Raw genomic sequence first — 24,944 nt, 5'->3', positions numbered from 1 at the left:
TAACAATCATCTGTGTGGACACTACGAACAAATAAGTTCTAAATCGTATAAGGAGGTGATCCAGCCCCAGGTTCCCCTAGGGCTACCTTGTTACGACTTCACCCCAGTCATGAATCACTCCGTGGTAAACGTCCTCCCGAGGGTTAGACTATCTACTTCTGGAGCAACCCACTCCCATGGTGTGACGGGCGGTGTGTACAAGGCCCGGGAACGTATTCACCGCGTCATTCTGATACGCGATTACTAGCGATTCCGACTTCATGGAGTCGAGTTGCAGACTCCAATCCGGACTACGACGCACTTTAAGTGATTCGCTTACTCTCGCGAGTTCGCAGCACTCTGTATGCGCCATTGTAGCACGTGTGTAGCCCTACACGTAAGGGCCATGATGACTTGACGTCGTCCCCACCTTCCTCCGGTTTATCACCGGCAGTCTCCTTAGAGTTCTCAGCATTACCTGCTAGCAACTAAGGATAGGGGTTGCGCTCGTTGCGGGACTTAACCCAACATCTCACAACACGAGCTGACGACAGCCATGCAGCACCTGTATCAGAGTTCCCGAAGGCACCAAACCATCTCTGGTAAGTTCTCTGTATGTCAAGTGTAGGTAAGGTTCTTCGCGTTGCATCGAATTAAACCACATGCTCCACCGCTTGTGCGGGCCCCCGTCAATTCATTTGAGTTTTAACCTTGCGGCCGTACTCCCCAGGCGGTCTACTTAATGCGTTAGCTTTGAAAAACAGAACCGAGGCTCCGAGCTTCTAGTAGACATCGTTTACGGCGTGGACTACCGGGGTATCTAATCCCGTTTGCTCCCCACGCTTTCGTACATGAGCGTCAGTGTTGACCCAGGTGGCTGCCTTCGCCATCGGTATTCCTTCAGATCTCTACGCATTTCACCGCTACACCTGAAATTCTACCACCCTCTATCACACTCTAGTTTGCCAGTTCGAAATGCAGTTCCCAGGTTGAGCCCGGGGCTTTCACATCTCGCTTAACAAACCGCCTGCGTACGCTTTACGCCCAGTAATTCCGATTAACGCTCGCACCCTCCGTATTACCGCGGCTGCTGGCACGGAGTTAGCCGGTGCTTCTTCTGTCAGTAANTGACTGAAAGTGCTTTACAACCCGAAGGCCTTCTTCACACACGCGGCATGGCTGCATCAGGCTTGCGCCCATTGTGCAATATTCCCCACTGCTGCCTCCCGTAGGAGTCTGGGCCGTGTCTCAGTCCCAGTGTGGCTGATCATCCTCTCAAACCAGCTAGGGATCGTCGCCTTGGTGAGCCATTACCTCACCAACTAGCTAATCCCACTTGGGCCAATCTAAAGGCGAGAGCCGAAGCCCCCTTTGGTCCGTAGACATTATGCGGTATTAGCAGTCGTTTCCAACTGTTGTCCCCCACCTCAAGGCATGTTCCCAAGCATTACTCACCCGTCCGCCGCTCGTCAGCAAAGTAGCAAGCTACTTTCTGTTACCGCTCGACTTGCATGTGTTAGGCCTGCCGCCAGCGTTCAATCTGAGCCATGATCAAACTCTTCAATTAAAAAGTTTTATGTCTTTCGACAGCTCAATGAATTCTGAATTTATTTTAATATCTTTCGATATTGAATTGACTGTGCCGAATAATTACCTAAATAACTATTCTGTTGGTCACTCAGTTTTCAATTGAGACTCTAATTTGTTTGCCTCGCTACCTAAGTAGGTTGGCTGTTAGAACTCAATCTGTAAGAGTGCCCACACAGATGATTGCTTTATATTGTTAAAGAACGTTTTGATTCGCTTTAGCGTCTCAAGGGATGAGAATAATACACCCTTTATTTTTCGAGTCAACACTTAGTTTTAAACTTTCTAAAAAGATTCAAACTAAGTTTTACTTAACACCCTGAGTTGTTCGTGCCTCGCTATGCGTTGGCGTTTCCCGTCTCAGTAGGGTCGCATTATAGGGAGATCCGAAAACAGATCAACCCTTTTTTGAAGAAAACTTGAAATAATGTGCTGTTCGCTGAGTATTTGAGCTAAACGCTCAAAAACACAACTAAACTACCATTATTAATAGGTTCATAGAGCTATTTGAAATGAAAGTTGTGGCAACTACTAACGGGTAGAGACACATTTCGATCATCGATGCGGAAAAAACAACCAATAGAGCAAGAGTCGTATTGCTATAAATCATTTAAATTAATCAAAAGCTGAGAATTAAATTGATCAGCCTATGTTTAATAATAGTTTTACATATTTTAGGAGGAAGTTTACTTAGGCCGTAATGGTTAACTTTACTCTGAGGTTCTTAGTGCCGTTATATTGATAAGAATGCGCACGTTATATCTTTTAATCAGCTCTATAAGTAGAAACTTCGTTAGGGATTGCTCTAATTGTAGCTCAATTCGCGGCGGTATTATTAATAGCTGTAAATCACAATATATAGTGGAAATGATCTTTAACTAGAATCTGATAGGCTATTTTGAATGAATGGTAAATAAAGAGTAATTAGGTAGAGCTATTAAAGCAGCTGTCAAAACAACTTATCAATTCAGAATCTATGAGTCATTGCACATAATAGAAGGTAATTACTGGTTCATATAGTTTAACAAATTTTAGGCAAGAAAAAGCCGAGCATAGGCTCGGCTTTTAGGTTTCTTTAAGACTTACTCTGCAGACTGTGCGTCTTCTTGAACTGCTTCGCTAGTCGCTGGGCGACCAACTAGTTCAATATAAGCCATTGGTGCATTATCACCAGTACGGAAGCCACACTTAAGAATACGAGTGTAACCACCTGGACGATCCGCGTTACGTGGACCGATTTCACTGAATAATTTACCAACAACTTCATTATCACGCGTGCGAGCAAACGCTAAACGGCGATTTGCTACACTGTCAGTCTTAGCCAGTGTGATTAAAGGTTCAATTACACGACGTAACTCTTTCGCTTTAGGCAAAGTAGTTTTGATGATTTCATGTTTCACCAAAGAACCTGCCATATTGCTAAACATCGCTTTACGATGGCTACTGTTACGGTTTAATTGACGACCACTCTTACGATGGCGCATGACCCTATCCTTCTAACTAAACTAATATAGTGATTTAGATTATTCAGCTAAACTTGCAGGTGGCCAATTTTCTAGGCGCATGCCCAGAGAAAGTCCACGTGAAGCTAGCACGTCTTTAATTTCAGTTAGAGACTTCTTACCTAAATTAGGTGTTTTAAGAAGCTCAACTTCAGTGCGCTGAACTAAATCACCGATATATTGAATTTGCTCGGCTTTCAAACAATTTGCTGAGCGTACTGTTAATTCAAGGTCATCAACTGGACGAAGTAGAATAGGATCGAATTCTGGCTTCTCTTCTTTCTCTTCTGGCTCAGTTACATCACGTAAATCTACGAATGCATCTAATTGCTCAGCTAAGATAGTAGACGCACGGCGGATCGCTTCTTCTGGATCTAAAGTGCCGTTTGTTTCCATATCAATGATTAACTTGTCTAAATCTGTACGTTGCTCAACTCGAGCTGATTCAACCGAGTACGCAATACGTTCAACTGGGCTAAATGATGCATCAAGCAACAATCTACCAATTGGACGCTCATCGTCATCAGAGGATAAACGACTAGATGCCGGCACATAACCACGACCGCGTTCAACACGAATACGCATGCTGATCTCGCTGTTATTTGTAGTTAAATTACAAATAACGTGATCTGGATTAGCAATTGTTACATCGCCATCGTGCTGAATATCAGCCGCAGTAACAGGGCCTACACCAGATTTAGTCAGGGTCAGAAAAACTTCATCTTTGCCTTCTAACGTTACTGCTAAACCCTTAAGGTTTAATAGTATTTCAATGATGTCTTCTTGAACGCCTTCTTTCGCGCTGTACTCATGTAAAACACCGTCGATTTCAACTTCAGTTACTGCACATCCAGGCATAGATGAAAGTAATATACGGCGTAAAGCATTACCCAGAGTATGACCAAAGCCACGCTCTAATGGTTCTAAAACTATTTTAGAACGCGTTGGGTTGATAGCGTCGATGTCGACTAACCTTGGTTTTAGAAATTCTGTAACAGAACCCTGCATGTTATCCTCTCTTAACTCTTAACTTTACTTAGAGTAAAGTTCGACGATTAGTTGTTCATTAATGTCCGCAGACAAATCTGAACGCTCAGGTAGGCGCTTGAAGCTGCCTTCCAATTTCTTACCGTCAACTTCAACCCAAGTCGGCTTTTCACGTTGCTCAGCCAACTCTAGAGCAGCGATGATACGTGCTTGTGTCTTAGACTTCTCACGGATTACAACAGTATCTTCTGGAGTAATTACGTATGAAGGAATGTTCACAACACGACCATTAACTAGAATCGCTTTATGGCTTACTAACTGGCGTGCTTCAGCACGTGTGCTAGCAAAACCCATGCGATATACAACATTGTCTAAACGTTGCTCTAAAAGCTGTAACAAGTTTTCACCTGTGTTGCCTTTAAGGCGAGCAGCTTCTTTGTAGTAGTTACGGAATTGCTTTTCTAATACACCGTAGATACGACGTACTTTTTGCTTTTCACGTAATTGTAAACCGTAATCAGATAAACGACCTTTACGGGCGCCGTGCTGACCAGGTGCAGTCTCAAGTTTACACTTAGAGTCGATAGCTCTTACGCCGCTCTTAAGGAACAGGTCAGTACCTTCACGACGACTCAGCTTGAGCTTAGGGCCCAAATATCTTGCCATGTTATTTCTCCTAACCTATTGTTAAACGCGACGTTTCTTCGGTGGACGACAACCATTATGTGGTATAGGCGTCACGTCAGTAATGTTGGTAATACGGTAACCAGCAGCATTCAAAGCACGTACAGCAGATTCACGACCTGGACCTGGACCTTTAATGAAAACTTCTAGATTTTTTAAACCGTATTCTTGAGCAGCAGTACCTGCACGCTCTGCAGCAACCTGAGCAGCAAATGGTGTAGATTTACGTGAACCACGGAAACCTGAACCACCGGCAGTAGCCCATGATAGTGCATTACCTTGACGGTCGGTAATCGTTACAATAGTGTTGTTGAAAGACGCATGAACATGAGCCATACCATCAGCAACTTGTTTTTTAACCTTTTTACGACGAATTGGTGTCTTAGCCATAATACTATCCCCTTATCGCTTAATAGGCTTACGAGGACCCTTGCGGGTGCGCGCGTTAGTCTTAGTTCTTTGACCACGTAGTGGTAAAGAGCGACGGTGACGTAGGCCACGATAACAACCAAGATCCATAAGGCGCTTGATATTTAAAGTAACTTCACGACGAAGATCACCTTCAACAGTGTACTTGCCAACTGCATCACGCAGTACGTCAAGAATTTCGTCTGAAAGTTCACCGATTTTTGTGGTTTCGGCGATACCAGTCGCTACTAAGATAGCCTTAGAGCGAGTCTTACCTATGCCATAAATAGCTGTTAAACCAATAACTGCATGTTTATGATCAGGGACGTTAATGCCAGCAATACGGGCCACTAACACATCTCCTATATTCGAATCTGGTAATCATCTGTTTGAAAAGCCCGTAAGGATACTCAAACGAAGACCAAATTACTACTAAAAACACAGGCCGAGAAAACTCAGCCTGCACGCTGTTTACTTAACCTTGCCTTTGCTTATGCTTAGGCTCACTGCAAATTACGCGTACTACACCAGCACGTTTAATAACTTTACAGTTACGGCATATTTTCTTAACGGAAGCACGTACTTTCATTGCTCAACTCCGTAAACTGACCTTATCGACCGTAGCCTTTAAGGTTCGCTTTTTTCAGCACAGAATCATACTGATGAGACATCAGGTGAGTCTGTACTTGTGCCATAAAGTCCATGATCACTACAACGATAATCAAAACTGATGTACCGCCGAAGTAGAATGGCGTTTGCCACGCCATCGTCATGAATTCAGGCACCAGACAGATAAAGGTTATATACAAAGCACCTGCCAATGTCAGGCGTGTCATCACTTTATCAATGTATTTAGATGTCTGCTCACCTGGACGAATACCTGGGATAAATGCGCCAGATTTCTTAAGGTTATCTGCAGTTTCACGTGGGTTAAAAACCAACGCTGTGTAGAAAAAGCAGAAGAAGATAATAGCCGCAGCTAAAACAAGTGAGTACAACGGTTGACCTGGGGTCAACGTAGTAGCAACAGCTTGTAATACATCAGCGACTGGACCTTCACCTTGGCCGAACCAGCTAGCAATTGTACCAGGGAACAGAATTATACTGCTAGCGAAGATTGGTGGAATAACACCCGCCATATTTACTTTTAGTGGTAAATGCGTGCTTTGAGCAGCAAATACTTGACGACCTTGTTGGCGTTTAGCGTAGTTAACAACAATACGACGTTGTCCACGTTCGAAAAACACTACAAGATAAGTAACAGCGAATACGATTACCGCAACCATCAACAGTACAAAAACATTCAAATCACCTTGGCGCGCCATTTCGACTGTCGAACCAATAGCAGACGGCAAGTTAGCTACAATACCAACAAATATTAGAACAGAGATACCGTTACCGATACCGCGCTCTGTTATTTGTTCACCCAACCACATAAGGAACATAGTACCAGTCACTAAACTCACCACTGCGGTGAAATAGAAACCCATACCAGGGTTAACAACTAACCCCTCCATCATGCCCGGTAAGCTAGAAGCAATACCGATTGATTGAATAGTAGCTAGCACAAGCGTGCCATAGCGTGTGTACTGGCTAATTTTTTTACGCCCTTGCTCACCTTCTTTCTTAAGCTCTATAAACGGAGGATACATATGCGTTAATAGTTGCGTAATAATCGAAGCCGAGATATACGGCATAATACCCAGTGCTAACACTGAAGCTCGCTCAAGTGCACCACCACTGAACATGTTGAACATCTCAACAATGGTGCCCTTTTGTTGCTCGAAGAAATCGGCAAGTACAGCGGCGTCAATCCCAGGGATCGGCACAAATGAACCTAGACGGTAAATTATGATAGCACCCAATACGAAGAGTAATCGGCGCTTCAATTCCGAAAGTCCACCTTGTGCACTTTTTGTATCTTGACCTGGTTTAGCCATTAGTACTTCCTTAGTCTTCTACCTTGCCTCCGGCAGCTTCAATAGCTTCGCGAGCACCTTTAGAGGCTTTAAGGCCTTTAACGGTAACAGCGCGTGAAACTTCGCCAGATTTAACAACTTTAACGAAAAGAACGTTCTTTTTAACTAGACCAGCTGCTTGTAACGCGCTTAGGTCTACCACATCGCCTTCTACTTTAGCGATTTCAAAAAGGTTTATTTCTGCAGATACTAAAGATTTGCGAGAAGTAAAACCAAATTTAGGTAGACGACGTTGCATAGGCATTTGACCGCCTTCAAAACCAACGCGTACTTTGCCGCCAGAACGTGATTTTTGACCTTTGTGACCACGGCCGCCAGTCTTACCTAGACCAGAACCGATACCACGACCAACACGTTTTGGAGCAGTTTTTGAACCTGCAGCAGGTGAAAGTGTATTCAAATGCATCGAATTAACCCTCTACCTTAACCATGTAAGAAACCTTGTTTATCATACCACGTACACATGCTGTGTCTTCTAACTCAACAGTGTGGTTGATACGACGTAAACCAAGACCGCGTAATGTAGCTTTATGTTTCGGTAAACGACCGATAGAGCTTTTTACTTGTGTTACTTTTACAGTTTGATTTGCCATGGTTACCCCAGTATTTCGTCTACGCGAAGGCCACGTTTTGCAGCGATTGACTGTGGAGAATTCATATTCTCAAGAGCCGAAATCGTTGCACGTACCACGTTGATCGGGTTAGTAGAACCGTAACATTTAGAAAGTACGTTCTGCACACCAGTAACTTCTAGTACTGCACGCATAGCACCACCTGCAATGATACCAGTACCTTCAGATGCTGGTTTCATGAACACTAGTGAGCCAGCATGACGTCCCTTAACAGGATGCTGTAATGTGTTGCCATTTAGGTCTACGTTGATCATGTTACGACGTGCTTTTTCCATTGCTTTTTGAATAGCAGCTGGAACTTCACGTGCTTTACCATAACCGAAACCTACTTTACCTGCGCCATCACCAACTACAGTTAGTGCAGTAAAGCTAAAGATACGACCACCTTTAACTACTTTAGACACACGGTTCACCGCGATTAGCTTTTCAGCTAGATCAGGCTGTTGTTGCTTTGCTTCTACGTTAGCCATAGTCTACTCCTAGAATTGCAAACCGGCNCGCGCAGCATCAGCTAGCGCCTTCACACGGCCGTGATATTTAAAGCCACTGCGATCAAAAGCAATCTTTTCGATGCCTTTGTCAGCCGCACGTTCAGCAACCGCTTTGCCAACTGCTTGCGCAGCTTCAACGTTACCGGTGCCTTTAACTGTTTCGCTAATAGCCTTTTCAACAGTAGAAGCAGCAGCCAGTACATTACCCTCAGCATTTACTACTTGAGCGTATATGTGACGTGGCGTGCGGTGGATAACAAGACGCGTTGTGCCTTGTTCAATATAATTTCTACGAGTGCGTTTAGCACGACGTAGACGAGCTGTTTTTTTATCCATCGTCTTACCTTACTTCTTCTTAGCCTCTTTACGGCGTACATTCTCATCTGAATAACGAACACCCTTACCTTTATAAGGCTCAGGTTTACGGTATGCACGAATGTTAGCAGCTGTTTGACCAACTAACTGCTTGTCTACGCCCTTAACTAGAACTTCTGTTTGGCTTGGAGTTTCAATCGTAATTCCTTCAGGAACTGCGAAATTAACTGGGTGTGAGAAGCCAAGAGTTAAATCTAATGTTTTACCCTTAGCTGCAGCACGGTAACCCACGCCTACTAACTGAAGTTTCTTCTCGTAACCTTCATGCGTACCAACAACCATGTTGTTGATTAGAGCGCGAGCAGTACCTGCTTGAGCCCATGCATTAGCTACGCCATCACGAGGTAAAGTAGTAATAACGTTGTCATTAACTTGTACTTCAACAGCGTTGTTGATAGTACGAGTAAGTTCACCGTTTTTGCCTTTAACTGTGATTTCCTGGCCTTTTAATGTAACTTCTACACCGGCAGGAACAGTAATTGGTGCCTTTGCTATGCGAGACATAGTTCCCCTCCGATTAAGCTACAAAACCAATGATTTCACCACCAACACCAGCACTACGTGCTGTGCGGTCTGTCATTAGGCCTTTAGAAGTTGATACGATAGCGATACCAAGACCACCCATTACCTTAGGTAATTGGTCACGTTTCTTATAGATACGTAGACCAGGGCGACTTACACGCTGGATATTTTCAATTACAGCTTTGCCTTCGAAGTACTTCAACTCGATAGAAAGCTCAGGTTTAGTTTCACCGTTAACGGCGAAATCTACGATATAACCTTCGTCTTTTAGTACTTTAGCTAATGCTACTTTCAGCTTTGAAGTTGGCATCGTTACAGATACTTTCTTCGCTGATTGACCGTTACGAATTCGTGTAAACAAATCCGCGATAGGATCTTGCAAGCTCATAGTCTTACTCCCATGATTCTATTACCAGCTAGCCTTTTTAAGGCCAGGAATTTCACCGCGCATAGCTGCTTCGCGAACTTTAATACGGCTCATGCCGAATTTGCGAAGGAAACCATGTGGGCGGCCCGTAATGTTACAACGATTACGTTGACGTGCAGGGCTAGAATCACGAGGTAAAGCTTGTAGCTTAAGTACCGCGTCCCAACGATCATCTTCAGATGTGTTAACATCACTGATGATAGCTTTTAGTGCCGCGCGCTTTTCAGCGAACTGAGCAACTAGTTTTGTGCGCTTTGCTTCGCGCGCTTTCATAGAATTCTTTGCCATAACCCTACCCTTATTTCTTAAATGGGAAGTTAAACGCTTCTAACAACGCACGGCCTTCCTCATCAGATTTCGCAGAAGTAGTGATAGTAATATCCATACCGCGTACACGGTCTACTTTATCGTAATCGATTTCTGGGAAGATGATTTGTTCACGTACGCCCATGCTGTAGTTGCCACGTCCATCAAAAGACTTAGCACTTACGCCACGGAAGTCACGAATACGTGGGATAGCGATTGATACCAAACGCTCAAAAAAGTCCCACATACGCTCGCCGCGTAGGGTTACTTTACAACCAATCGGGTAACCTTCACGCACTTTGAAGCCAGCAACAGATTTGCGTGCTTTAGTGATTAGAGGTTTCTGACCAGAGATTGCTGCTAGATCCGCTACTGCGTTATCTAAAATCTTCTTGTCAGCTAGGGCTTCGCCCACGCCCATATTCAATGTGATCTTTTCGATCTGAGGGACTTGCATGACAGAGCTGAAACCAAACTTCTCTTGAAGTTCCGCAACTACTTTGTCTTTATATACTTCATGCAGTTTCGCCATCATTCTACTCCAACTATTAGATAGTTTTACCAGTAGATTTAAAGATACGTAATTTCTTACCATCTTCAATCTTGAAACCTACACGATCAGCTTTACTCGTTTCCGAGTTGAAGATCGCAACGTTTGATGCATCCATAGATGCTTCTTTCTCAACAATGCCGCCAGCTTGGTTCAATTGTGGAACCGGCTTTTGGTGTTTCTTGATCAAGTTTATGCCTTCGACAAAGATTCGACCAGATTCAGTAACAACTGAAAGCACTTTTCCGCGCTTACCTTTGTCTTTACCTGCTAGTACGATTACTTCGTCATCACGACGTATTTTTGCTGCCATGATTGGCTCCTTACAGTACTTCTGGGGCTAGTGAAACGATTTTCATGAACTTATCATTACGAAGTTCGCGAGTCACAGGGCCGAAAATACGTGTACCAATTGGCTGCAAGTTATCATTTAAGATAACAGCCGCGTTGCTGTCAAAACGGATCAAAGAACCATCTGGACGGCGAACACCTTTTCTGGTACGCACAACTACCGCGTTTTTAACATCACCTTTCTTCACTTTACCGCGAGGAATAGCTTCTTTTACAGAAACTTTAATGATGTCGCCAATCGCTGCGTAGCGACGGTGTGAACCACCAAGGACTTTTATACACTGCACTTTGCGAGCGCCGCTGTTATCAGCAACTTCCAGCTGAGTTTGCATTTGGATCATGTTAATGACCTCCGGTGTAGTAATTACAACGTGTCTAAAATTCGTTTAAAAATCAGACATTTCGATTAAATCCCAATCAAAAAACAAACGAGTTGTCTCTTAAGGGCGGGCAATTGTACCAGCATTGAGGGGGTAGTGATAGGTTATTTTTTAATTAATTTAGAGCGTATGGTTATTAAAGTTGAGTAATTACGGCTATGTAGCTATTTTACAGGTGGTTACAAAACAAACAAGGCACTATATAAGTGCCCTGTTTGTTTTAACTATAGATGATTAACCGAATAAACCTTTTAATTTATCTTTAATCTTATCCTTTGCTTTGTCTTTGGCCTTTTCTTTTGCTTCATCAACCTTCTGCTTAGCTTCATCTTTAAGCGCATTACCCACATCAAGCTTTATACCAACATCGTGGAAAGGCCCTTTTATACGTAGTGGTATTTTAAAACCAGTGCTGTCATCGGTAGTCCCCTGCCCTTCGATTGATCCAACTATGCCTGTAACCAAACGGTAATTAACTGTTGTTTGTGGTAAATCAACATCGCCTTCACCTGATATTCTTATGAGTGGGCTAATAAGTGATAAATCAGTATTTTTACCAACACCATTAGTAAAGTTAAAACTTCCCGTTAGTGCAGAGAAATCTGTTTGCTCTGATTCTTCAAACCCGGTATCCAGCCCTTCAGACGCAGCACCAAAGTTTCCTGAAATGAGTTCCTTACCTTTACGAACCATCTCAGCTATATTCGCACCTTTTACAGCTCCATCAGCAAACTCAAATCCAAGTTTTCCGTTAAGCGCACCAATAAACGACTTTTGACTTTGGCCAGTTGTGTTTAGGTTCCAATTTAAAGACCCCTTACCCATTAGCTTGTCAAAACCTGCCCCATCCGTTAATAAAGGCTGCGCATCTATACCAGCTAAGTCAAAGTTAGTTGATATTTTATAAGGTACTTGTTGTGCGTTTACATTGATAACGCCTTTACCTGACCCTTCATAAGCAGAAAAGCTATCTAGGCTTAGTTTTGCAATGCTATTTTTTAAAGCAACAGTAAATTGATTTGCGCCCAACTTAATATCATTAGCTTTTAATCCACTTGAACGAATAACTACATTCGCATCTAGTGAATTTAACGCACTTAGATCAATTTTAGTGTCATCCCATACTATTGGCTCTGCAGGTTTATCATTTTGCTCTACTGGCTCTTCTTGTTTTGCTACTGCTTCAGGTAGGTACGGGTTTAAATCAAGCATACCTAAATCGATATCAGCATTTACAGCTAAACGCTTACCTAGGTTAAGCTCGCTCTTACCTTTTATTTCCAATGCGTCTAACGTCGCAACTAAATCGTCTAAATTAAATTCCTCACCTGCTAGGTGCATTTTACCGTTTACACTGAATGCGTTAAAAGCATTGTCTTTAGCGTCTAACTCTACACCTTGCCATTTTGCAATACTTTTAACAGACTCACCGCTTAGTGATAACTGACCTTTAATATCTTGTCCTTGCCCAGCGATGCTCCCTTCGAACGTTAGATCAACTAAACGAGAATCTAAGGTTTGTTTAACATTAAAAGTAGCACCTTCAATTGCTTTAGCAGGAGTATCTAATTTTATATCAAGCTCAAAACGCTCCTGCATATAAGTAATACCCCCTTTTACTTCTAATGTTTTACGAAGTGATGGAAGTAAAATAGCGAGTTCTAAATCACTAATTTGTTGCTTAGCACCTGTTAGACCATCTAGATAAGTAAATGTGCCGCCATAAATAGCAACCTCACCTAACTCAATATCAAAGTTATCTGGAAGCTTTATCGCTTCACCTGACTGGCTTTGCTCTTTAGGTTGCTCTGCAACTGCATCAAACAACTGCCAATTAGCTTTACCATTTTTGTCAGTTTCTAATAGGATATTTGGTTCGTTTATAACAAACTTATCTAATTTAAACTCACCACCAAATAATGAAAACCAAGGTATGTGTACAGCAAGCTGTTTCATACTCGCCATATCGGCGCGCGAACCTGATTCCATATTTGCAAAATGCACGTCGTTAAGTTCTAACTTTAATGCAGGGAATACGCTAAGTGTTTTATCACCTTTAATAGTAAGAGTGCGCCCAGTTGTTTGTTCTACCTGCTGCGACACTTTATTAAAAATAGTATCAGTAGGAATTAAAAACGGTGCGGCAACAATTAGTGCTATACATAGTAAAAGTATTACACCTACAATTTTAAGTAAGGTTTTCATGATCGTCCTTTCAAACGTGCAAATAATGTTCTTATCATAGCGAGTGTTAGCCTTAAAATCATTGTAGTTGATGTAAAAAAGCCACTAAAACTACTTTACCTGTTCTATATGAATCTTTCCTGAAACATTTTGATACCTTTAGGTTACAAGTAGGTATTGACCAGGTGATACCCCAAGGTTACATTGATACCCAGAGGTTACAAAATATCAAATACTATTACAGGATGAATATTATGAAACAACAGGATATTAAAACTGAAGAAAAGTTTATGAGTCAAAATATATGGCTTAGTATAAGCACAGCCATGGTTTGTTTACTTCTCAGTGTTTACTCACTAATAAAGCACGATAACGAAGGGTTATTATTTGTTGGATTGGGCGTTTCTTTTTATGTAGTTATAGTGATTATTTACCTCATTAAAGGGGGCTTTCCGTTAAAAATGTATTTTCAATACGCTTATAAAGATGAGTTTCTAAACACCATTGATACTAATGCCTATAAACATTTAAGTTTTGCATTTGTATTTTGCCTTCTTGGAGTTTTTTATAATGGCGATGAAATAGCTAGCGAGGTCTCGCATGCAACTATGGCAATATTCTACCTAGGTATCATGCTCTTGGTATATGGCGCTTCATTGCTTTGGCAAAATCGTGATTAGGAGAGGAAATGCAAAATAACATAGCAAAGTATCGAAAAGAAGCTGGGCTTTCACAGCAAGAACTTGCTGATGCTATTAACGTGTCGCGCAAAACAATAAGTACCGTAGAAACAAACCGGTTTACGCCGTCGGTAATAATTGCTCTAAAAATAGCAAAGCATTTTAATACCTCAGTCGAAAGCCTCTTTGTACTGGATGAAAATGATTGATACATGTTAAAGCATTAGTCTCATTTTATTAGCAAAAATACCGATTTAGTCACTTCAATTACAACGTATGGAGGACAGCGCTGTTGTTATTAGCGTAATTGCGCTAAAATAGACCAGCAAAAAAATATATATCTAAACCGGAGATTCTACAAGGCATGAAAAAACTGCTAATTTCACCGTCAAAAATGACGCTAGGCGAACAAGAAAATCAAATCTATCAGAACATTCTGAAGCAATCTTCAGAGTTAAGCCTTAACCTTATGGCCGTGAAAGTAGAAAACCACCCTGATGATTTTTTACCTTGGTGTTACGAATTGCTAAGTGCAAGCAGAGATCGTATGAACTACGATTTGCTAGAGCCACAGCAGTTACTAGTACTTAAGAAGCTACACGATCAGCTTATTTCAGCTATCAGCTTTTTACAGGTTAAAACTTTACGTATTGCTCCGTGGCCTGTTGTAAGTGTATTTGTAGAACAACACAAAGACGTTATTGCACTTGATGAACAGCTTCGTTTGGTAGACTACATTAAAAGCATTCGTGAACAGTCTCTTAAAGATATGATTCCTGAAGACTTACTTGCGTTTAGCGGTAAGCACATGGCATCACTTGATCCAAGCACATACAACTTTGACGTTGAATGGTTTGCATCTACAAAGAGTGCAAAGAGCTTCCATCAAATGCTTGGTGATTTACCAGGTGCTTTTGACGATGCACTAGTGAATATTCCACTTGAAGGTGATATTACTCAATACGAATATCAACAATTTGTTGCTGCTTATTCAAAAATATTCACCGACAACAACGAAAAACCAACACTTGCGCCTGCAACACGACTGCTTGCAATGCGTCGCCCTGATTTATTTACTCCGATTACAAATAATCGATTAGATGCATTATGTGGTGCCCTTGGTGTTTCTAAACTTAAAAATAGTGATTTTGAGCGTTACTGGCAAGATATCGTAAAAGGTATTCAAGCTATGTCATGGTACAAAATGGCTAAACCTAGTAATGAGTTAGAAGAACAATTGGTTGCTATTAAAGCATTAATTCCATGTTTCTTTCACTACGCTGATGCTAAAACACCAGATAACTCTAACTACATTAAACTGCTAACCAAGCCTAAACGTACTACAACTACAACAGGTAAAACTCAGCGTAGAGGTAAAGAGTCTGCAGAAATTTTAGTAGACCGTGCTCTTGCTGCTGACGATATTCCTGAACACATTCGCAGTAAACGTGATTCAATTGTGAGTGAAGTACAAAAAGGTCGCAGCGTAAACGAAACAATTAGCCTTATGCGCACTATATTCGGCTAAAACCTTCTAATTTAGCCGTACTTTTATGGTGCGGCTAGGTTAATTTATGCACCAGCAGTGTGCGCAACATCTTCCTTCATGTTATATCCCCACCCTATTCATAAAATTCAAGCTCATGTTTTTAATAAATAAAAAATAATTTTTAATAAAAAATAATGAAGCTGGCACATACAGTGCAATTATCCCGTTAGTTAAACAATAAAAAGCCGTCAGCCTAAAGGTTCCGATTACATAATAAAAACCTTGGCGAGCAAAAATCATATAACGGGAAATGGACATGCTAAAACTAAAAAAAACCATCGCTATAAGTGCTATAGCATTAATGGGCGCAACATCTTTAACGTCAACAGCCGTACATGCTGAAGTAACTGCTAATGCAGCGGCAACATCAAACTACTTATGGCGTGGTCAAGAGCAAACTGGGGGCGATGCAGCTATTTCAGGCGGTATTGATTACGCCAATGAATCGGGCTTTTATGCAGGTACTTGGGCTTCAAACGCATCGTGGGCCGATGAAATGACCTATGAGCTTGACTTATATGCAGGCTTTGGTGGCGATATTAACGAAAGTGTTAGCTACGATGTTGGTTATATTTATTACGCTTACCCAGACGCAGCTTCTGAAGCAGACGCAGATTTCTCTGAAATTTACGGTAGCATCAGTGTTGAAGGCTTTACCTTTGGTGCTTCTGTATTAGCAACATCAGCTGCAAGTGGTGATGGTACAGACTTTGGTGATTCACTTTACCTCACAGCTGACTACGGTTTTGCTGTTGGCAGTAACGGCACTGAAATGGCACTTCACTTAGGCCATTACTCTGGTGACTTTATTGGTGATGACAATATTCTAGATTACGGTGTATCAATTTCGAAAGACGGTTTTACTTTTGGTTTGTCTGATACAGATATGGATGATTCAGATATTAAAGCTTACGTTGCTTATTCTGTAGACTTTAATTTATAAGAAAGAATGTGTTACTTGCTGCAACACGAAGGGCCTTTTGGCCCTTTTCTTGTTTTTGAATAAGACCCCTCACACCTGTTAACAAACCGTTACAATTGAATGAAAACAATACATACTTTTTCCTTTATTCTATTACTTAGTCACTGGGCATTTATAACTGCCTAGCCATAAAATAGGTATAAAGGAATAATAATGAAATCACCTAACGCTTTTAGCGCCCTACTCGATATTTATATAAATCCTAGTAAAGCTTTCAATGGTATTGAACACGCCAAAGGTTGGTCATGGTTAGCATTTATATGTATTACCCTTGCTAGTATCGCTAGTGTTTATATTTTTTACTCTAGTGTTGATATGCAGTTTTTGATTAATGAGCAAGTAGCAGCATCAAGTATAGATGCAACAATTGGCGAGCAAAAAGCAATTCGTCAAAGTATAGAGCTAAATGCAGAAAACCAAATTTGGTTTGCTCTGTTTGGCAGCGTAATGGGGCTAGCTATTATGAATGCACTCATGGCACTTTATTATATGCTTGTGGCTAAACAAGATCCTGAATCAGAACATAGCTACGGAGCTTGGTATGGATTCTCTACCTGGACAATGATGCCAGTTGTTATTTCAAGCCTAGGCACAATTGCTCTTGTACTAAGTGCAAGTACAGATCAAATATCTCAACAAGCCGTATTTAGCTACGCATCTATTAACCAATTAATAATAGGACTTGAAATTGGCCATCCTTTTTATAGCTTATTAGAATCAATAAACTTATTTAGCTTTTGGAGCATTGCGCTGGGAATGATCGGCTTAAAATGCTGGACTAATTTTTCAACTAACAAAGCACTCCTATTCTCTGCACTTCCTTCAATCATTATTTTTGGTATTTGGGCAGTCATTGCAGCAATGTAACCACTAGATGGGGGTATGTATTGCCTCCGCATTACTTAATTCACGGATAGATAAAAATGAAAAAAGCAATAATCATCACACTCGCTGTAGGCGCATTTATAGCCCTAATTGTGTCAAAGCAAATTTCTGGCGATGAAAAACAAGCCGAAGTAAATATTGCTCAAGTAGAGCTAGGCGACATTGCTGACTCAATAATGGCTTCAGGTAATTTAGTTTTTAATACACAAGTGCAATTACGCTCTGAAGTGACAGGCCGAGTAGATAAAATATTTGTTCAAGAAGGCCAAGGAGTGAAACAAGGCGATATGTTAATGCGCCTTGATACAACCGCTTTTGAATCTGAAGTTACCCGTAGTAAAGCAATCCTTCGCGCCACAGAGATTGAAATTAAACATAGTAGAACACGCCTTACTAATCTAGAGCGACAACTTAAAAGACAAAAAGACTTATACGATGTCGGTTTAGGTAATCAAGAGAGCTACGAGAATATTGAAAGCGCACGCGATCTGGCTAAAATCGATATTGAATCACGAATAGAGTCGTACAACCAAGCACAAGCATCACTACAAATTGCGCAAGATCGCTTAAGTAAAAGTGTATTTAGAGCTCCAATGAGCGGCTTGCTTGCATCTGTAAATATTAAAGAAGGTGAAACCGTTATAGCCGGTACTACTAATATTATTGGTTCTGATTTGATGTTAGTAGCCGACCCAAGCGCTATTTTAGCCGAGCTACGTGTTGATGAAACCGACATTGCGAGTATTAAGCTTAACCAAAAAGCGAATATTTATGCGGCCGCATACCCCAATAAACCATTTAGCGGCACAGTAATCAATATTGGTACTTCAGCTAAAAACCAAGCAGGCTCTCAAGGTTTATCGTTTAAAGTAAAAGTATTACTCGATACTACTGAGCGCCAGCTATATGCAGGAATGAGTTGTAGAGCAGAGATCGCAACAAGCATTGCCGAAAATGGTCTAAAACTTCCAATAGAGGCAATCCAAAAAGAAGACGATAAAACATTTGTGTGGCGACTAAATAGCGATAATACAGTTAGCAAAATTGCTGTAACTGTTGGAATATCATCTGATATAGAGCAAGCAATTACTGACGGCTTAAATGAAGGCGACAACATTGTTATTGGTCCTGCGCGCCCAGTAAGTCTTCTGACTGAAGGTGATGTAGTAAAACTTAAGTCAGATGCAGACAAGGAAGAAGCCTAATGTCTGCGGTAATCAAACTTGAGCATATTAATAAACAATACAAAATGGGCTCAGAGGTATTTAAAGCACTTGATGATGTAAACGTACATATAATGCAAAACGAATACGTGGCGATTATAGGACCTTCTGGTTCAGGCAAGTCGACCTTGATGAACTTACTAGGTTGTTTAGATACACCCACCAGTGGCGAATACTACTTAAAAGACAAACTAGTAAAAAGTATGACCGAGACAGAGCTAGCTCATCAGCGTAATGAAAGTGTCGGGTTTATATTTCAAAGCTTTAATTTAATACCACGTGCAACCGCACTAGAAAATGTAATGCAGCCTCTAGTGTATCGCTTCATCCCTAGCAAACAGCGCAAGCAACAAGCCCTAGAAGCACTAAAACGGGTAGGTCTCGGTGATAAAGTTAATCATTTATCTAGCCAGCTATCGGGCGGGCAACGTCAACGGGTTGCTATTGCCCGCGCTTTAGTCACAAAACCACATATATTATTAGGAGATGAACCCACAGGTAACCTTGATAGTAAAACGACCCGCGAAATTATGGATTTGTTTGATGAGCTGCATAACGAAGGTCACACTATTATTTTAGTAACACATGAACAAGAAATTGCCGATCATTGCCAACGCGTAATTCGTTTAGTCGACGGTAAAGTGGTAAGTGATGTAACTAAAGATGAAGGAATCAAGCAGCATGTTTAAATCAGCTCTTGCGATAATGGAAGGCACTAAAGCCGCTTTTTCAGCTATTAAAGCTAATGCAATGCGCAGCGCACTGACCTGTTTGGGCATTATTATTGGTGTTGCCGCCGTAGTTACTGTAGTTGCAGTAATGCAGGGTTTTACAAAGCAAATAAATGATCAATTTGCTGATATGTCGCCAGATGTAACAACAATAAAGCCTTACACCAGTATTGAACTCGAAATGGTTGGTAAAAATGCCAAGCTTACCTACGACGATTTTTTAGCTTTAAAGTCGCGTATAAAAGAAGCTGAAACGCTAACTGCCCTAATGTTTACCTGGCGTTTTTCGGGAGGGGCTGAGTATGGAAATAAAAGCCATTCATCGCGTGTAATAGGTACTGAGCAAGACTATCAAAAAGCGTATCGTACTTACCCTGAACTTGGCCGCTTTATTCGTGCCGAAGATGATGATAAACGTAGAAGAGTCGCGTTTATTGGCCCTTCAATCAAAGAAAAGCTAAACCTTCCTGAAAACCCAGTAGGTGAATATATAAAACTAGGTGGTGAATGGTTTAGGATTATTGGTGTTGCTGAAAAACAAGGTAGCTTATTTGGTTTTGACCAAGACGATTACATTAATATTCCAATTAGTACCATGAGTGCTTTAGAAGGCGGAAGTACACAAACTAATGTGCAAATTATGTTTAGGTTAAATGAAGGTACTAACGAAGAACAAGTGCTTGCAAAAATAACCCGTGTATTGCGCCAACTACATAAACTAAAAGAGAAAGATGAAAACGACTTTGAATTTGAAACCGCTGAAAAATCTCGTGCCCAAATAGATAAATTTACCAGCAGTGCTACTGCTATTACTGCTGGTATTGTTGGAATAAGCTTACTTGTTGGCGGTATTGGTGTTATGAATATAATGCTAGTGTCGGTAACTGAACGCACACGCGTTATTGGTACATTAAAAGCACTAGGCGCAACACCTGGTTTTATTATGCTGCAGTTTTTAGTTGAAGCCGTTGTGCTTTCACTCTTTGGTGGTTTAATAGGACTCATTATAGGATATGGCGCCGCAGGGCTTATTTCGTTTTTAGTCCCTAGTATGCCTGATGCATATATACCAGCATGGGCTGTAATACTATCGTTCGGATTTACATCAATGATTGGGATTATATTTGGTTTAGCCCCTGCTATTAAAGCAGCAAGACTAAACCCTATAGATGCACTGCGTTACGAATAACTATTTTAAATAATTATTTAGCTTTAAATGGTACCTTATTACATTGTACTTCTACTGTTTTAGGGTACCAAGCTGGGCCGATTTGATTCACAACCACCTCAGCTAAACCATTAGTAAACGATTTATACGTATGAACGCTTTGCCATTCACCTTGTGGGCAATGTGTTGTTAAATCTAACGGCTCTGATCCCTCGTACAACGCAAGTGCAAAATTATGATGCCACTGTGAGCTTTTTAGCGTTTTATTGCTTACTTTGCTCTGCATACCGTTATCAAAGTAAATATTTGTACACCCCGTTAAAATAATCAGTGTACATCCGGCTGCAAATAGTTTGATCTTCATAATGTCTCCCCTAGCACTTGCTCTTGGCACCACACTTTAATGGTATGGGGCGAGTATATTCCAAGCGTAATTAAACTCAGCGCTCCATCACTAAACGTTTGTTGTGACTGCATTTGAATAACCGGTGTATCTAAGCAAACTTGTTTTACATCTACCCGCTGCTCACCCACTAATCCCCATAAATAAAATGGGCGGCTATCCTCGTAGGTCGCTTTACTTGTAATTTTTGCGATAGCTTGTGGCTGAATAGTTACCGCAGAACAAGCACTGAGGCTTAATGCTATCGCCCCTATAATTAATGGTTTCATACTCTTCCTTATAAACTAAATACCAGTAAGGTAACTTTATAAGAGAACATAAAATATTAGCGTAAAAAGCTGTGGGGAATATGTAGAAACGCTATGAAGTTTTATACAGTTTATTACACATAAAGGCCGCATAAATGCGGCCCTTAAAGTAGTCAACTTAAGTGGTTAGTAAATAAATAGACGTTAGAATTTAGCTAAATTATTTTTACTGTCTTTGTCGACCAGCTTAATGTAAGGATCAACCCCCGCAAATAATGGTTTTTCTTTTACTTTTAGCTCAATAGTATTGGTACCAGACACTATTTGATGCTTTTGCGAGTAAATAACAAAGTCTTCAGCGAGTAAGTTTTCAGGGTCGTCGCTAAATAATGCAATATCAATTAGCTCATCGAGTGGTTGTTCGGTTTCTTCACCTTGCCCATCGGCATGCTGCTTAGTTGCTTCAACGCTCAGTGTTACCGTATAAAAACCTTCGCTATCAACATCATCTGTAACCGACACTTCTTTCATTTCAAGCTCATAAAGCGTTATATATTTAAACTGATCATCAATAAAACGTTGTTCAGCTTGTGTTGCATCTCGCTTTAAATAACTGAGTAAATCAAGTGTGGTTGGGTATGGCGTTGATTGGTATTTAAACTCATTCAAAAATGCTTTAAGTGCGGCATTTAAGCGTACTTCACCTAAACGATCATAAATCGCCATCATCGCAACTGAGCCTTTATTATAGTGAAGATACAGCTGCCCCTGCGTTTTATATAGCGGCATTTCTTCAAAGGCTTCACCTGTACGGCCCATTAAGTATTTATCTAGCTCGTACTTTAAGAATTTACGAAGCTTCTCGGCGCCAAAGCGTTTTCTTAGCACCATTAGCGCACTGTATTGCGAAAGTGTTTCAGAAATAACAGCACTGCCCTCTACATTAGCCCCCGAGACTTGATGACCCCACCATTGGTGCGCAACTTCATGTGCGGTTACATAGTAAGGTAGGTCAACTTTATTCTCATCTCTTAAGTCTGTAATAAAACCAATACTTTCAGAGTAAGGCACCGTATTGGCAAAACTTTGCGCAAACGAGCGATACTTAGGAAATTCAATAATACGTAACTGCTTATGCTGATACGGGCCAAAGGCTTGTGTGTAGTAATCTATTGAGTCTTGAACTGACTCAATCATGCGGTCAACATTCCATGCATGATCTTTGTGGTAGTACACCTCAATATTTACCCCATTATGCTCAACTTTTTTACTTTCAAGTTCAGCTGAAAGTACAGAGTAAAAGTTTATAATTGGAGCATCCATTTCATAAACAAAAGTACGGCGCCCGTCTTTTACACTCTCACTTTTTAAGTAACCTGGTGTAATAGCAAATTGCGACTCATCGGTGGTTACCGTTGCCTTATAGTTTATAAAGCCATTAGCAGGCCCAAACTCATTTTGCGTATAATAGCGGCTGTCTTCTAGTTTATGTGCGCGCTCAAGCTCAGGTAAATCGTGCTTGCGGCGCTCATACTTATCGGCAATTTGAAAATACTTTTGATAACCAAAATTTGGTAATAATTCTCCATTATTTACAAATGTACCGTTGTGCACGAGTTGAGTATCAGATCTTCTATCAACAAAACCGTCGTGTTCACGAGAAACTAAAAGCTCACCTTCGCGTACTTCATTAGGCATTAGCGGTTGTTCAAACTCAAACCATACCATGCCAAAATCGGTTAAACGCTCTACTATTTTTCCGCCCNGCTCGTTTGCGGTATTGGTAAACTTAATTTTAGCCACGGCATTTAAAGCACGCTTTTTAGGATAAATATCAATGTTTAAATCAACATCAGTTATTATAGGCAGTGGCAAGTCTTTGTATTGTGAAAACTCTTGCTCATACCTTACTTGTAGCGCTTCGTTATCATCACTTGTTACAAACTCGTTGATTACACGGGTGTTGTAATAAATGTTATAACCCGCGCCCACAAATACCAATAAACTTATAACGGCTGCAATCTGGCCTTTTAAAGACATGTTGTAACGTACTAAAGATAAACGAGTACGCAATGTTTGCGACGGGCCGCGATGCCATAAAGCAAACCCTACAATAGCTAAAAACACACTCAATGCCCCCCAATATAGGGTATACCAATGCGCGCCTTGTAAAAAATGTCCATAACCGTTTATATCTGAATACGGTACGCTACTGCTTTGGGAAAAATGATACATATGATGCTCAAACCCGTAAGCACCCATTACCATTTGAGCAATGTAATACAGAATAAATAAACCCATACCTATGTATTTATTAGGGCTAATTATTTGTAAAAAGAACGCCAATATAGCCATCATAATAAAAGGCAGTAATGTAAGGTAACCCAACCTAAATAAGTACTGGCCAAGCTCTAGGTTAAATTGCCCCTTAAACAGTTGCACTGCAATGGTAAACATCATGCCTACTAAATAAAGACCACAAACTGCAGTGATTAACGCAATAATTTTAGATACCCAAAACACACTGTTATGCACCGGGAAACTGTCAACAATATCACCCATACCACTGTGGCGTTCTCGCCAAACCAGCTCTGCGCTGTAATAAGCAATAATGATAAACATAAACAAAGCGGAGGAGTTTTGAATAATGCCCACCATGTTTTGTGTAAGCGGCCAATCTGTTGTGCCATACGCGCCAATAGGCGCAAAGAGTGGTGCGAGTAACATAGTAATACTGACACCCGCTAAAATCATAAAAGGGGCACTTAATATAACCTGCTTAAGTTCAAATAAGCTGCGCATTACTAATTGCGATTGCGTATTTACCCCTTTTGACTTGTAATTTTTAGCGCTGCTAATAAGTGCTGCTTGTTTATTTTTTACAAACGTTGAGACAGCAAATTGCTTTTTCTGTTTTTTACTTACTACGCGATTACCTAACTTTCCGAGGCCAAAAAACATCGCTAAACTTATTGCTACCCATAAAATACGGTTAATTAAAAAATCGCCCGAGAGCGTTAACACTTCGGTATTTTTATCACTTACAGTCCAGTAACGGGTTAAGTCAATTAACGAACCGAGGCCGAATGGATCTGCGTAAACAACAATATTTCTAAACGCTAAATCATCAAAATAGATACTCGCCAATTGGTAGGTTATATAAATCACTACGGCCGTTACATATACCGCCATCATGGTTTTAAAATAGACCGCCACACTATTAAAAATAGCACTGAGTACCAGTAAGCTGGGTATTGCTAAATATAAAAAAGGCGCTGCGTAATATATAAACTTATTAGGGCCTACTAGCTCACTATCAAGCCAGCCAACCAACAAGCCAAATTGAGATCCCAAAAACACGCCTAATGGCACAGTTAAAAAAACAACTAGCACAACCAAGTAAGCACCAAAAAAACGTCCTGATTGATAAGCAAGAGGGTTAACGGGCTTACTAAAAACCAGCTCATCCATTTTGCTTTCACTGTTGCGAATAGCGGAGCTGGCAACAAAGTTAACCACTAAAAACATAGCGAGTGTACAAAATGTAACGGTTAAAAGCATAATAGAGAAAGGCGAGTTCATATGAACATTCGCCCCACCTAACGGGAACTTACTACTAGAGCTTATAAAAAACGCCATAAAAAAGAAGATTAATGAGGTCACATAAAACGAAGGCTGGCGCACAAAGTAGCGCAGCTCAAACGCGAGCATATTAAAAAACATAACGCCTC

29 protein-coding genes and 1 rRNA gene are annotated in these 24,944 nt (G+C 40.9%); 8 read left to right on the top strand and 22 right to left on the bottom strand.

Annotated features, from left to right (window positions below):
- Positions 1-48: 48 nt before the first annotated feature.
- The 19 genes from L654_RS0111555 to L654_RS0111465 form a co-directional block, all read right to left on the bottom strand.
- Positions 49-1,546 (bottom strand): 16S ribosomal RNA (locus tag L654_RS0111555).
- 1,102 nt (positions 1,547-2,648) lie between these two features.
- Positions 2,649-3,050, bottom strand: coding sequence for a 50S ribosomal protein L17 (gene rplQ, locus L654_RS0111550; RefSeq protein ID WP_002959450.1), 402 nt, complete (start codon positions 3,048-3,050; stop codon positions 2,649-2,651).
- A 39-nt stretch (positions 3,051-3,089) separates the two neighbouring features.
- Entirely contained in the window at positions 3,090-4,076 is a 987-nt protein-coding gene (rpoA, locus tag L654_RS0111545) for a DNA-directed RNA polymerase subunit alpha (RefSeq protein WP_002959452.1), read from the bottom strand.
- Between the two features lie 24 nt (positions 4,077-4,100).
- Positions 4,101-4,721, bottom strand: coding sequence for a 30S ribosomal protein S4 (gene rpsD / locus L654_RS0111540; RefSeq protein ID WP_002959461.1), 621 nt, complete (start codon positions 4,719-4,721; stop codon positions 4,101-4,103).
- 21 nt (positions 4,722-4,742) lie between these two features.
- On the bottom strand, positions 4,743-5,129 hold the full coding sequence (gene rpsK / locus L654_RS0111535) for a 30S ribosomal protein S11 (RefSeq protein ID WP_002959471.1): 387 nt from the start codon (positions 5,127-5,129) through the stop codon (positions 4,743-4,745).
- A 12-nt stretch (positions 5,130-5,141) separates the two neighbouring features.
- On the bottom strand, positions 5,142-5,498 hold the full coding sequence (gene rpsM / locus L654_RS0111530; RefSeq protein WP_007584664.1) for a 30S ribosomal protein S13: 357 nt from the start codon (positions 5,496-5,498) through the stop codon (positions 5,142-5,144).
- Positions 5,499-5,622: 124 nt separating this feature from the next.
- Positions 5,623-5,736, bottom strand: coding sequence for a 50S ribosomal protein L36 (rpmJ, locus tag L654_RS0111525; protein ID WP_002959476.1), 114 nt, complete (start codon positions 5,734-5,736; stop codon positions 5,623-5,625).
- A gap of 22 nt (positions 5,737-5,758) precedes the next feature.
- The gene (gene secY, locus L654_RS0111520) at positions 5,759-7,087 is read right to left on the bottom strand and encodes a preprotein translocase subunit SecY (protein WP_007584663.1); all 1,329 of its coding nucleotides are present in this window, start codon (positions 7,085-7,087) and stop codon (positions 5,759-5,761) included.
- Positions 7,088-7,097: 10 nt separating this feature from the next.
- Positions 7,098-7,532, bottom strand: a complete 435-nt coding sequence (rplO, locus tag L654_RS0111515) for a 50S ribosomal protein L15 (protein WP_002959480.1) — start codon at positions 7,530-7,532, stop codon at positions 7,098-7,100.
- Positions 7,533-7,536: 4 nt separating this feature from the next.
- The gene (gene rpmD, locus L654_RS0111510) at positions 7,537-7,719 is read right to left on the bottom strand and encodes a 50S ribosomal protein L30 (RefSeq protein ID WP_002959482.1); all 183 of its coding nucleotides are present in this window, start codon (positions 7,717-7,719) and stop codon (positions 7,537-7,539) included.
- Between the two features lie 2 nt (positions 7,720-7,721).
- Positions 7,722-8,228 (bottom strand): 30S ribosomal protein S5, encoded by a 507-nt coding sequence (gene rpsE / locus L654_RS0111505; RefSeq protein WP_002959485.1) that lies wholly within the window; start codon positions 8,226-8,228, stop codon positions 7,722-7,724.
- Positions 8,229-8,237: 9 nt separating this feature from the next.
- Entirely contained in the window at positions 8,238-8,585 is a 348-nt protein-coding gene (gene rplR / locus L654_RS0111500; RefSeq protein ID WP_024608097.1) for a 50S ribosomal protein L18, read from the bottom strand.
- A gap of 9 nt (positions 8,586-8,594) precedes the next feature.
- Complete coding sequence (rplF, locus tag L654_RS0111495; RefSeq protein ID WP_002959488.1) at positions 8,595-9,128, bottom strand: 50S ribosomal protein L6; 534 nt, start codon at positions 9,126-9,128, stop codon at positions 8,595-8,597.
- Positions 9,129-9,141: 13 nt separating this feature from the next.
- A complete protein-coding gene (gene rpsH / locus L654_RS0111490) occupies positions 9,142-9,534 on the bottom strand; it encodes a 30S ribosomal protein S8 (protein ID WP_007584660.1) in 393 nt (130 codons plus the stop codon).
- A 21-nt stretch (positions 9,535-9,555) separates the two neighbouring features.
- Positions 9,556-9,861 carry a 30S ribosomal protein S14 gene (rpsN, locus tag L654_RS0111485; RefSeq protein ID WP_010554914.1) on the bottom strand — a complete coding sequence of 102 codons (306 nt, stop codon included), beginning with the start codon at positions 9,859-9,861 and terminating at the stop codon, positions 9,556-9,558.
- Between the two features lie 10 nt (positions 9,862-9,871).
- Positions 9,872-10,411, bottom strand: coding sequence for a 50S ribosomal protein L5 (gene rplE, locus L654_RS0111480; RefSeq protein ID WP_010554915.1), 540 nt, complete (start codon positions 10,409-10,411; stop codon positions 9,872-9,874).
- A 16-nt stretch (positions 10,412-10,427) separates the two neighbouring features.
- On the bottom strand, positions 10,428-10,742 hold the full coding sequence (gene rplX, locus L654_RS0111475) for a 50S ribosomal protein L24 (protein WP_002959496.1): 315 nt from the start codon (positions 10,740-10,742) through the stop codon (positions 10,428-10,430).
- Between the two features lie 10 nt (positions 10,743-10,752).
- A complete protein-coding gene (rplN, locus tag L654_RS0111470; RefSeq protein WP_002959498.1) occupies positions 10,753-11,121 on the bottom strand; it encodes a 50S ribosomal protein L14 in 369 nt (122 codons plus the stop codon).
- Between the two features lie 273 nt (positions 11,122-11,394).
- A complete protein-coding gene (locus L654_RS0111465) occupies positions 11,395-13,365 on the bottom strand; it encodes an AsmA family protein (RefSeq protein WP_024608096.1) in 1,971 nt (656 codons plus the stop codon).
- A 233-nt stretch (positions 13,366-13,598) separates the two neighbouring features.
- Here L654_RS0111465 and L654_RS0111460 point away from each other — a divergent pair, with 233 nt between their 5' ends.
- The 8 genes from L654_RS0111460 to L654_RS0111425 all read left to right on the top strand — a co-directional run bounded on the left by L654_RS0111460 (position 13,599) and on the right by L654_RS0111425 (position 20,583).
- Positions 13,599-14,024 (top strand): hypothetical protein, encoded by a 426-nt coding sequence (locus tag L654_RS0111460; protein ID WP_024608095.1) that lies wholly within the window; start codon positions 13,599-13,601, stop codon positions 14,022-14,024.
- An 8-nt stretch (positions 14,025-14,032) separates the two neighbouring features.
- Positions 14,033-14,233, top strand: coding sequence for a helix-turn-helix transcriptional regulator (locus L654_RS0111455; protein WP_024591361.1), 201 nt, complete (start codon positions 14,033-14,035; stop codon positions 14,231-14,233).
- A 155-nt stretch (positions 14,234-14,388) separates the two neighbouring features.
- The gene (locus L654_RS0111450; RefSeq protein ID WP_024608094.1) at positions 14,389-15,552 is read left to right on the top strand and encodes a hypothetical protein; all 1,164 of its coding nucleotides are present in this window, start codon (positions 14,389-14,391) and stop codon (positions 15,550-15,552) included.
- Positions 15,553-15,829: 277 nt separating this feature from the next.
- Positions 15,830-16,516, top strand: coding sequence for a TorF family putative porin (locus tag L654_RS0111445; protein ID WP_024591363.1), 687 nt, complete (start codon positions 15,830-15,832; stop codon positions 16,514-16,516).
- A 192-nt stretch (positions 16,517-16,708) separates the two neighbouring features.
- Positions 16,709-17,422: a YIP1 family protein gene (locus L654_RS0111440; RefSeq protein ID WP_024608093.1), complete on the top strand. Its 714-nt coding sequence runs from the start codon at positions 16,709-16,711 to the stop codon at positions 17,420-17,422.
- 56 nt (positions 17,423-17,478) lie between these two features.
- Complete coding sequence (locus tag L654_RS0111435) at positions 17,479-18,645, top strand: efflux RND transporter periplasmic adaptor subunit (RefSeq protein ID WP_024608092.1); 1,167 nt, start codon at positions 17,479-17,481, stop codon at positions 18,643-18,645.
- Positions 18,645-19,352, top strand: coding sequence for an ABC transporter ATP-binding protein (locus tag L654_RS0111430; RefSeq protein ID WP_024599491.1), 708 nt, complete (start codon positions 18,645-18,647; stop codon positions 19,350-19,352). The genes L654_RS0111435 and L654_RS0111430 overlap by 1 nt, the downstream gene beginning before the upstream one ends.
- Positions 19,345-20,583, top strand: coding sequence for an ABC transporter permease (locus L654_RS0111425; protein ID WP_024608091.1), 1,239 nt, complete (start codon positions 19,345-19,347; stop codon positions 20,581-20,583). Before L654_RS0111430 ends, L654_RS0111425 begins: the two co-directional genes overlap by 8 nt.
- A gap of 13 nt (positions 20,584-20,596) precedes the next feature.
- On the opposite strand, the gene L654_RS0111420 is transcribed toward L654_RS0111425, so the two are convergent.
- The 3 genes from L654_RS0111420 to L654_RS0111410 all read right to left on the bottom strand — a co-directional run bounded on the left by L654_RS0111420 (position 20,597) and on the right by L654_RS0111410 (position 24,936).
- On the bottom strand, positions 20,597-20,926 hold the full coding sequence (locus L654_RS0111420) for a hypothetical protein (protein ID WP_024608090.1): 330 nt from the start codon (positions 20,924-20,926) through the stop codon (positions 20,597-20,599).
- Positions 20,923-21,234 carry a Bor family protein gene (locus tag L654_RS0111415; protein WP_024599488.1) on the bottom strand — a complete coding sequence of 104 codons (312 nt, stop codon included), beginning with the start codon at positions 21,232-21,234 and terminating at the stop codon, positions 20,923-20,925. Before L654_RS0111415 ends, L654_RS0111420 begins: the two co-directional genes overlap by 4 nt.
- Before the next feature lie 183 nt (positions 21,235-21,417).
- Positions 21,418-24,936 (bottom strand): M1 family aminopeptidase, encoded by a 3,519-nt coding sequence (locus L654_RS0111410; RefSeq protein ID WP_024608089.1) that lies wholly within the window; start codon positions 24,934-24,936, stop codon positions 21,418-21,420.
- Positions 24,937-24,944 lie beyond the last annotated feature (8 nt).

It is taken from the genome of Pseudoalteromonas sp. TAB23, from assembly GCF_000498075.1.
GTDB lineage: Bacteria > Pseudomonadota > Gammaproteobacteria > Enterobacterales > Alteromonadaceae > Pseudoalteromonas > Pseudoalteromonas arctica.
This window is presented reverse-complemented; position numbering and strand designations above follow the sequence as displayed.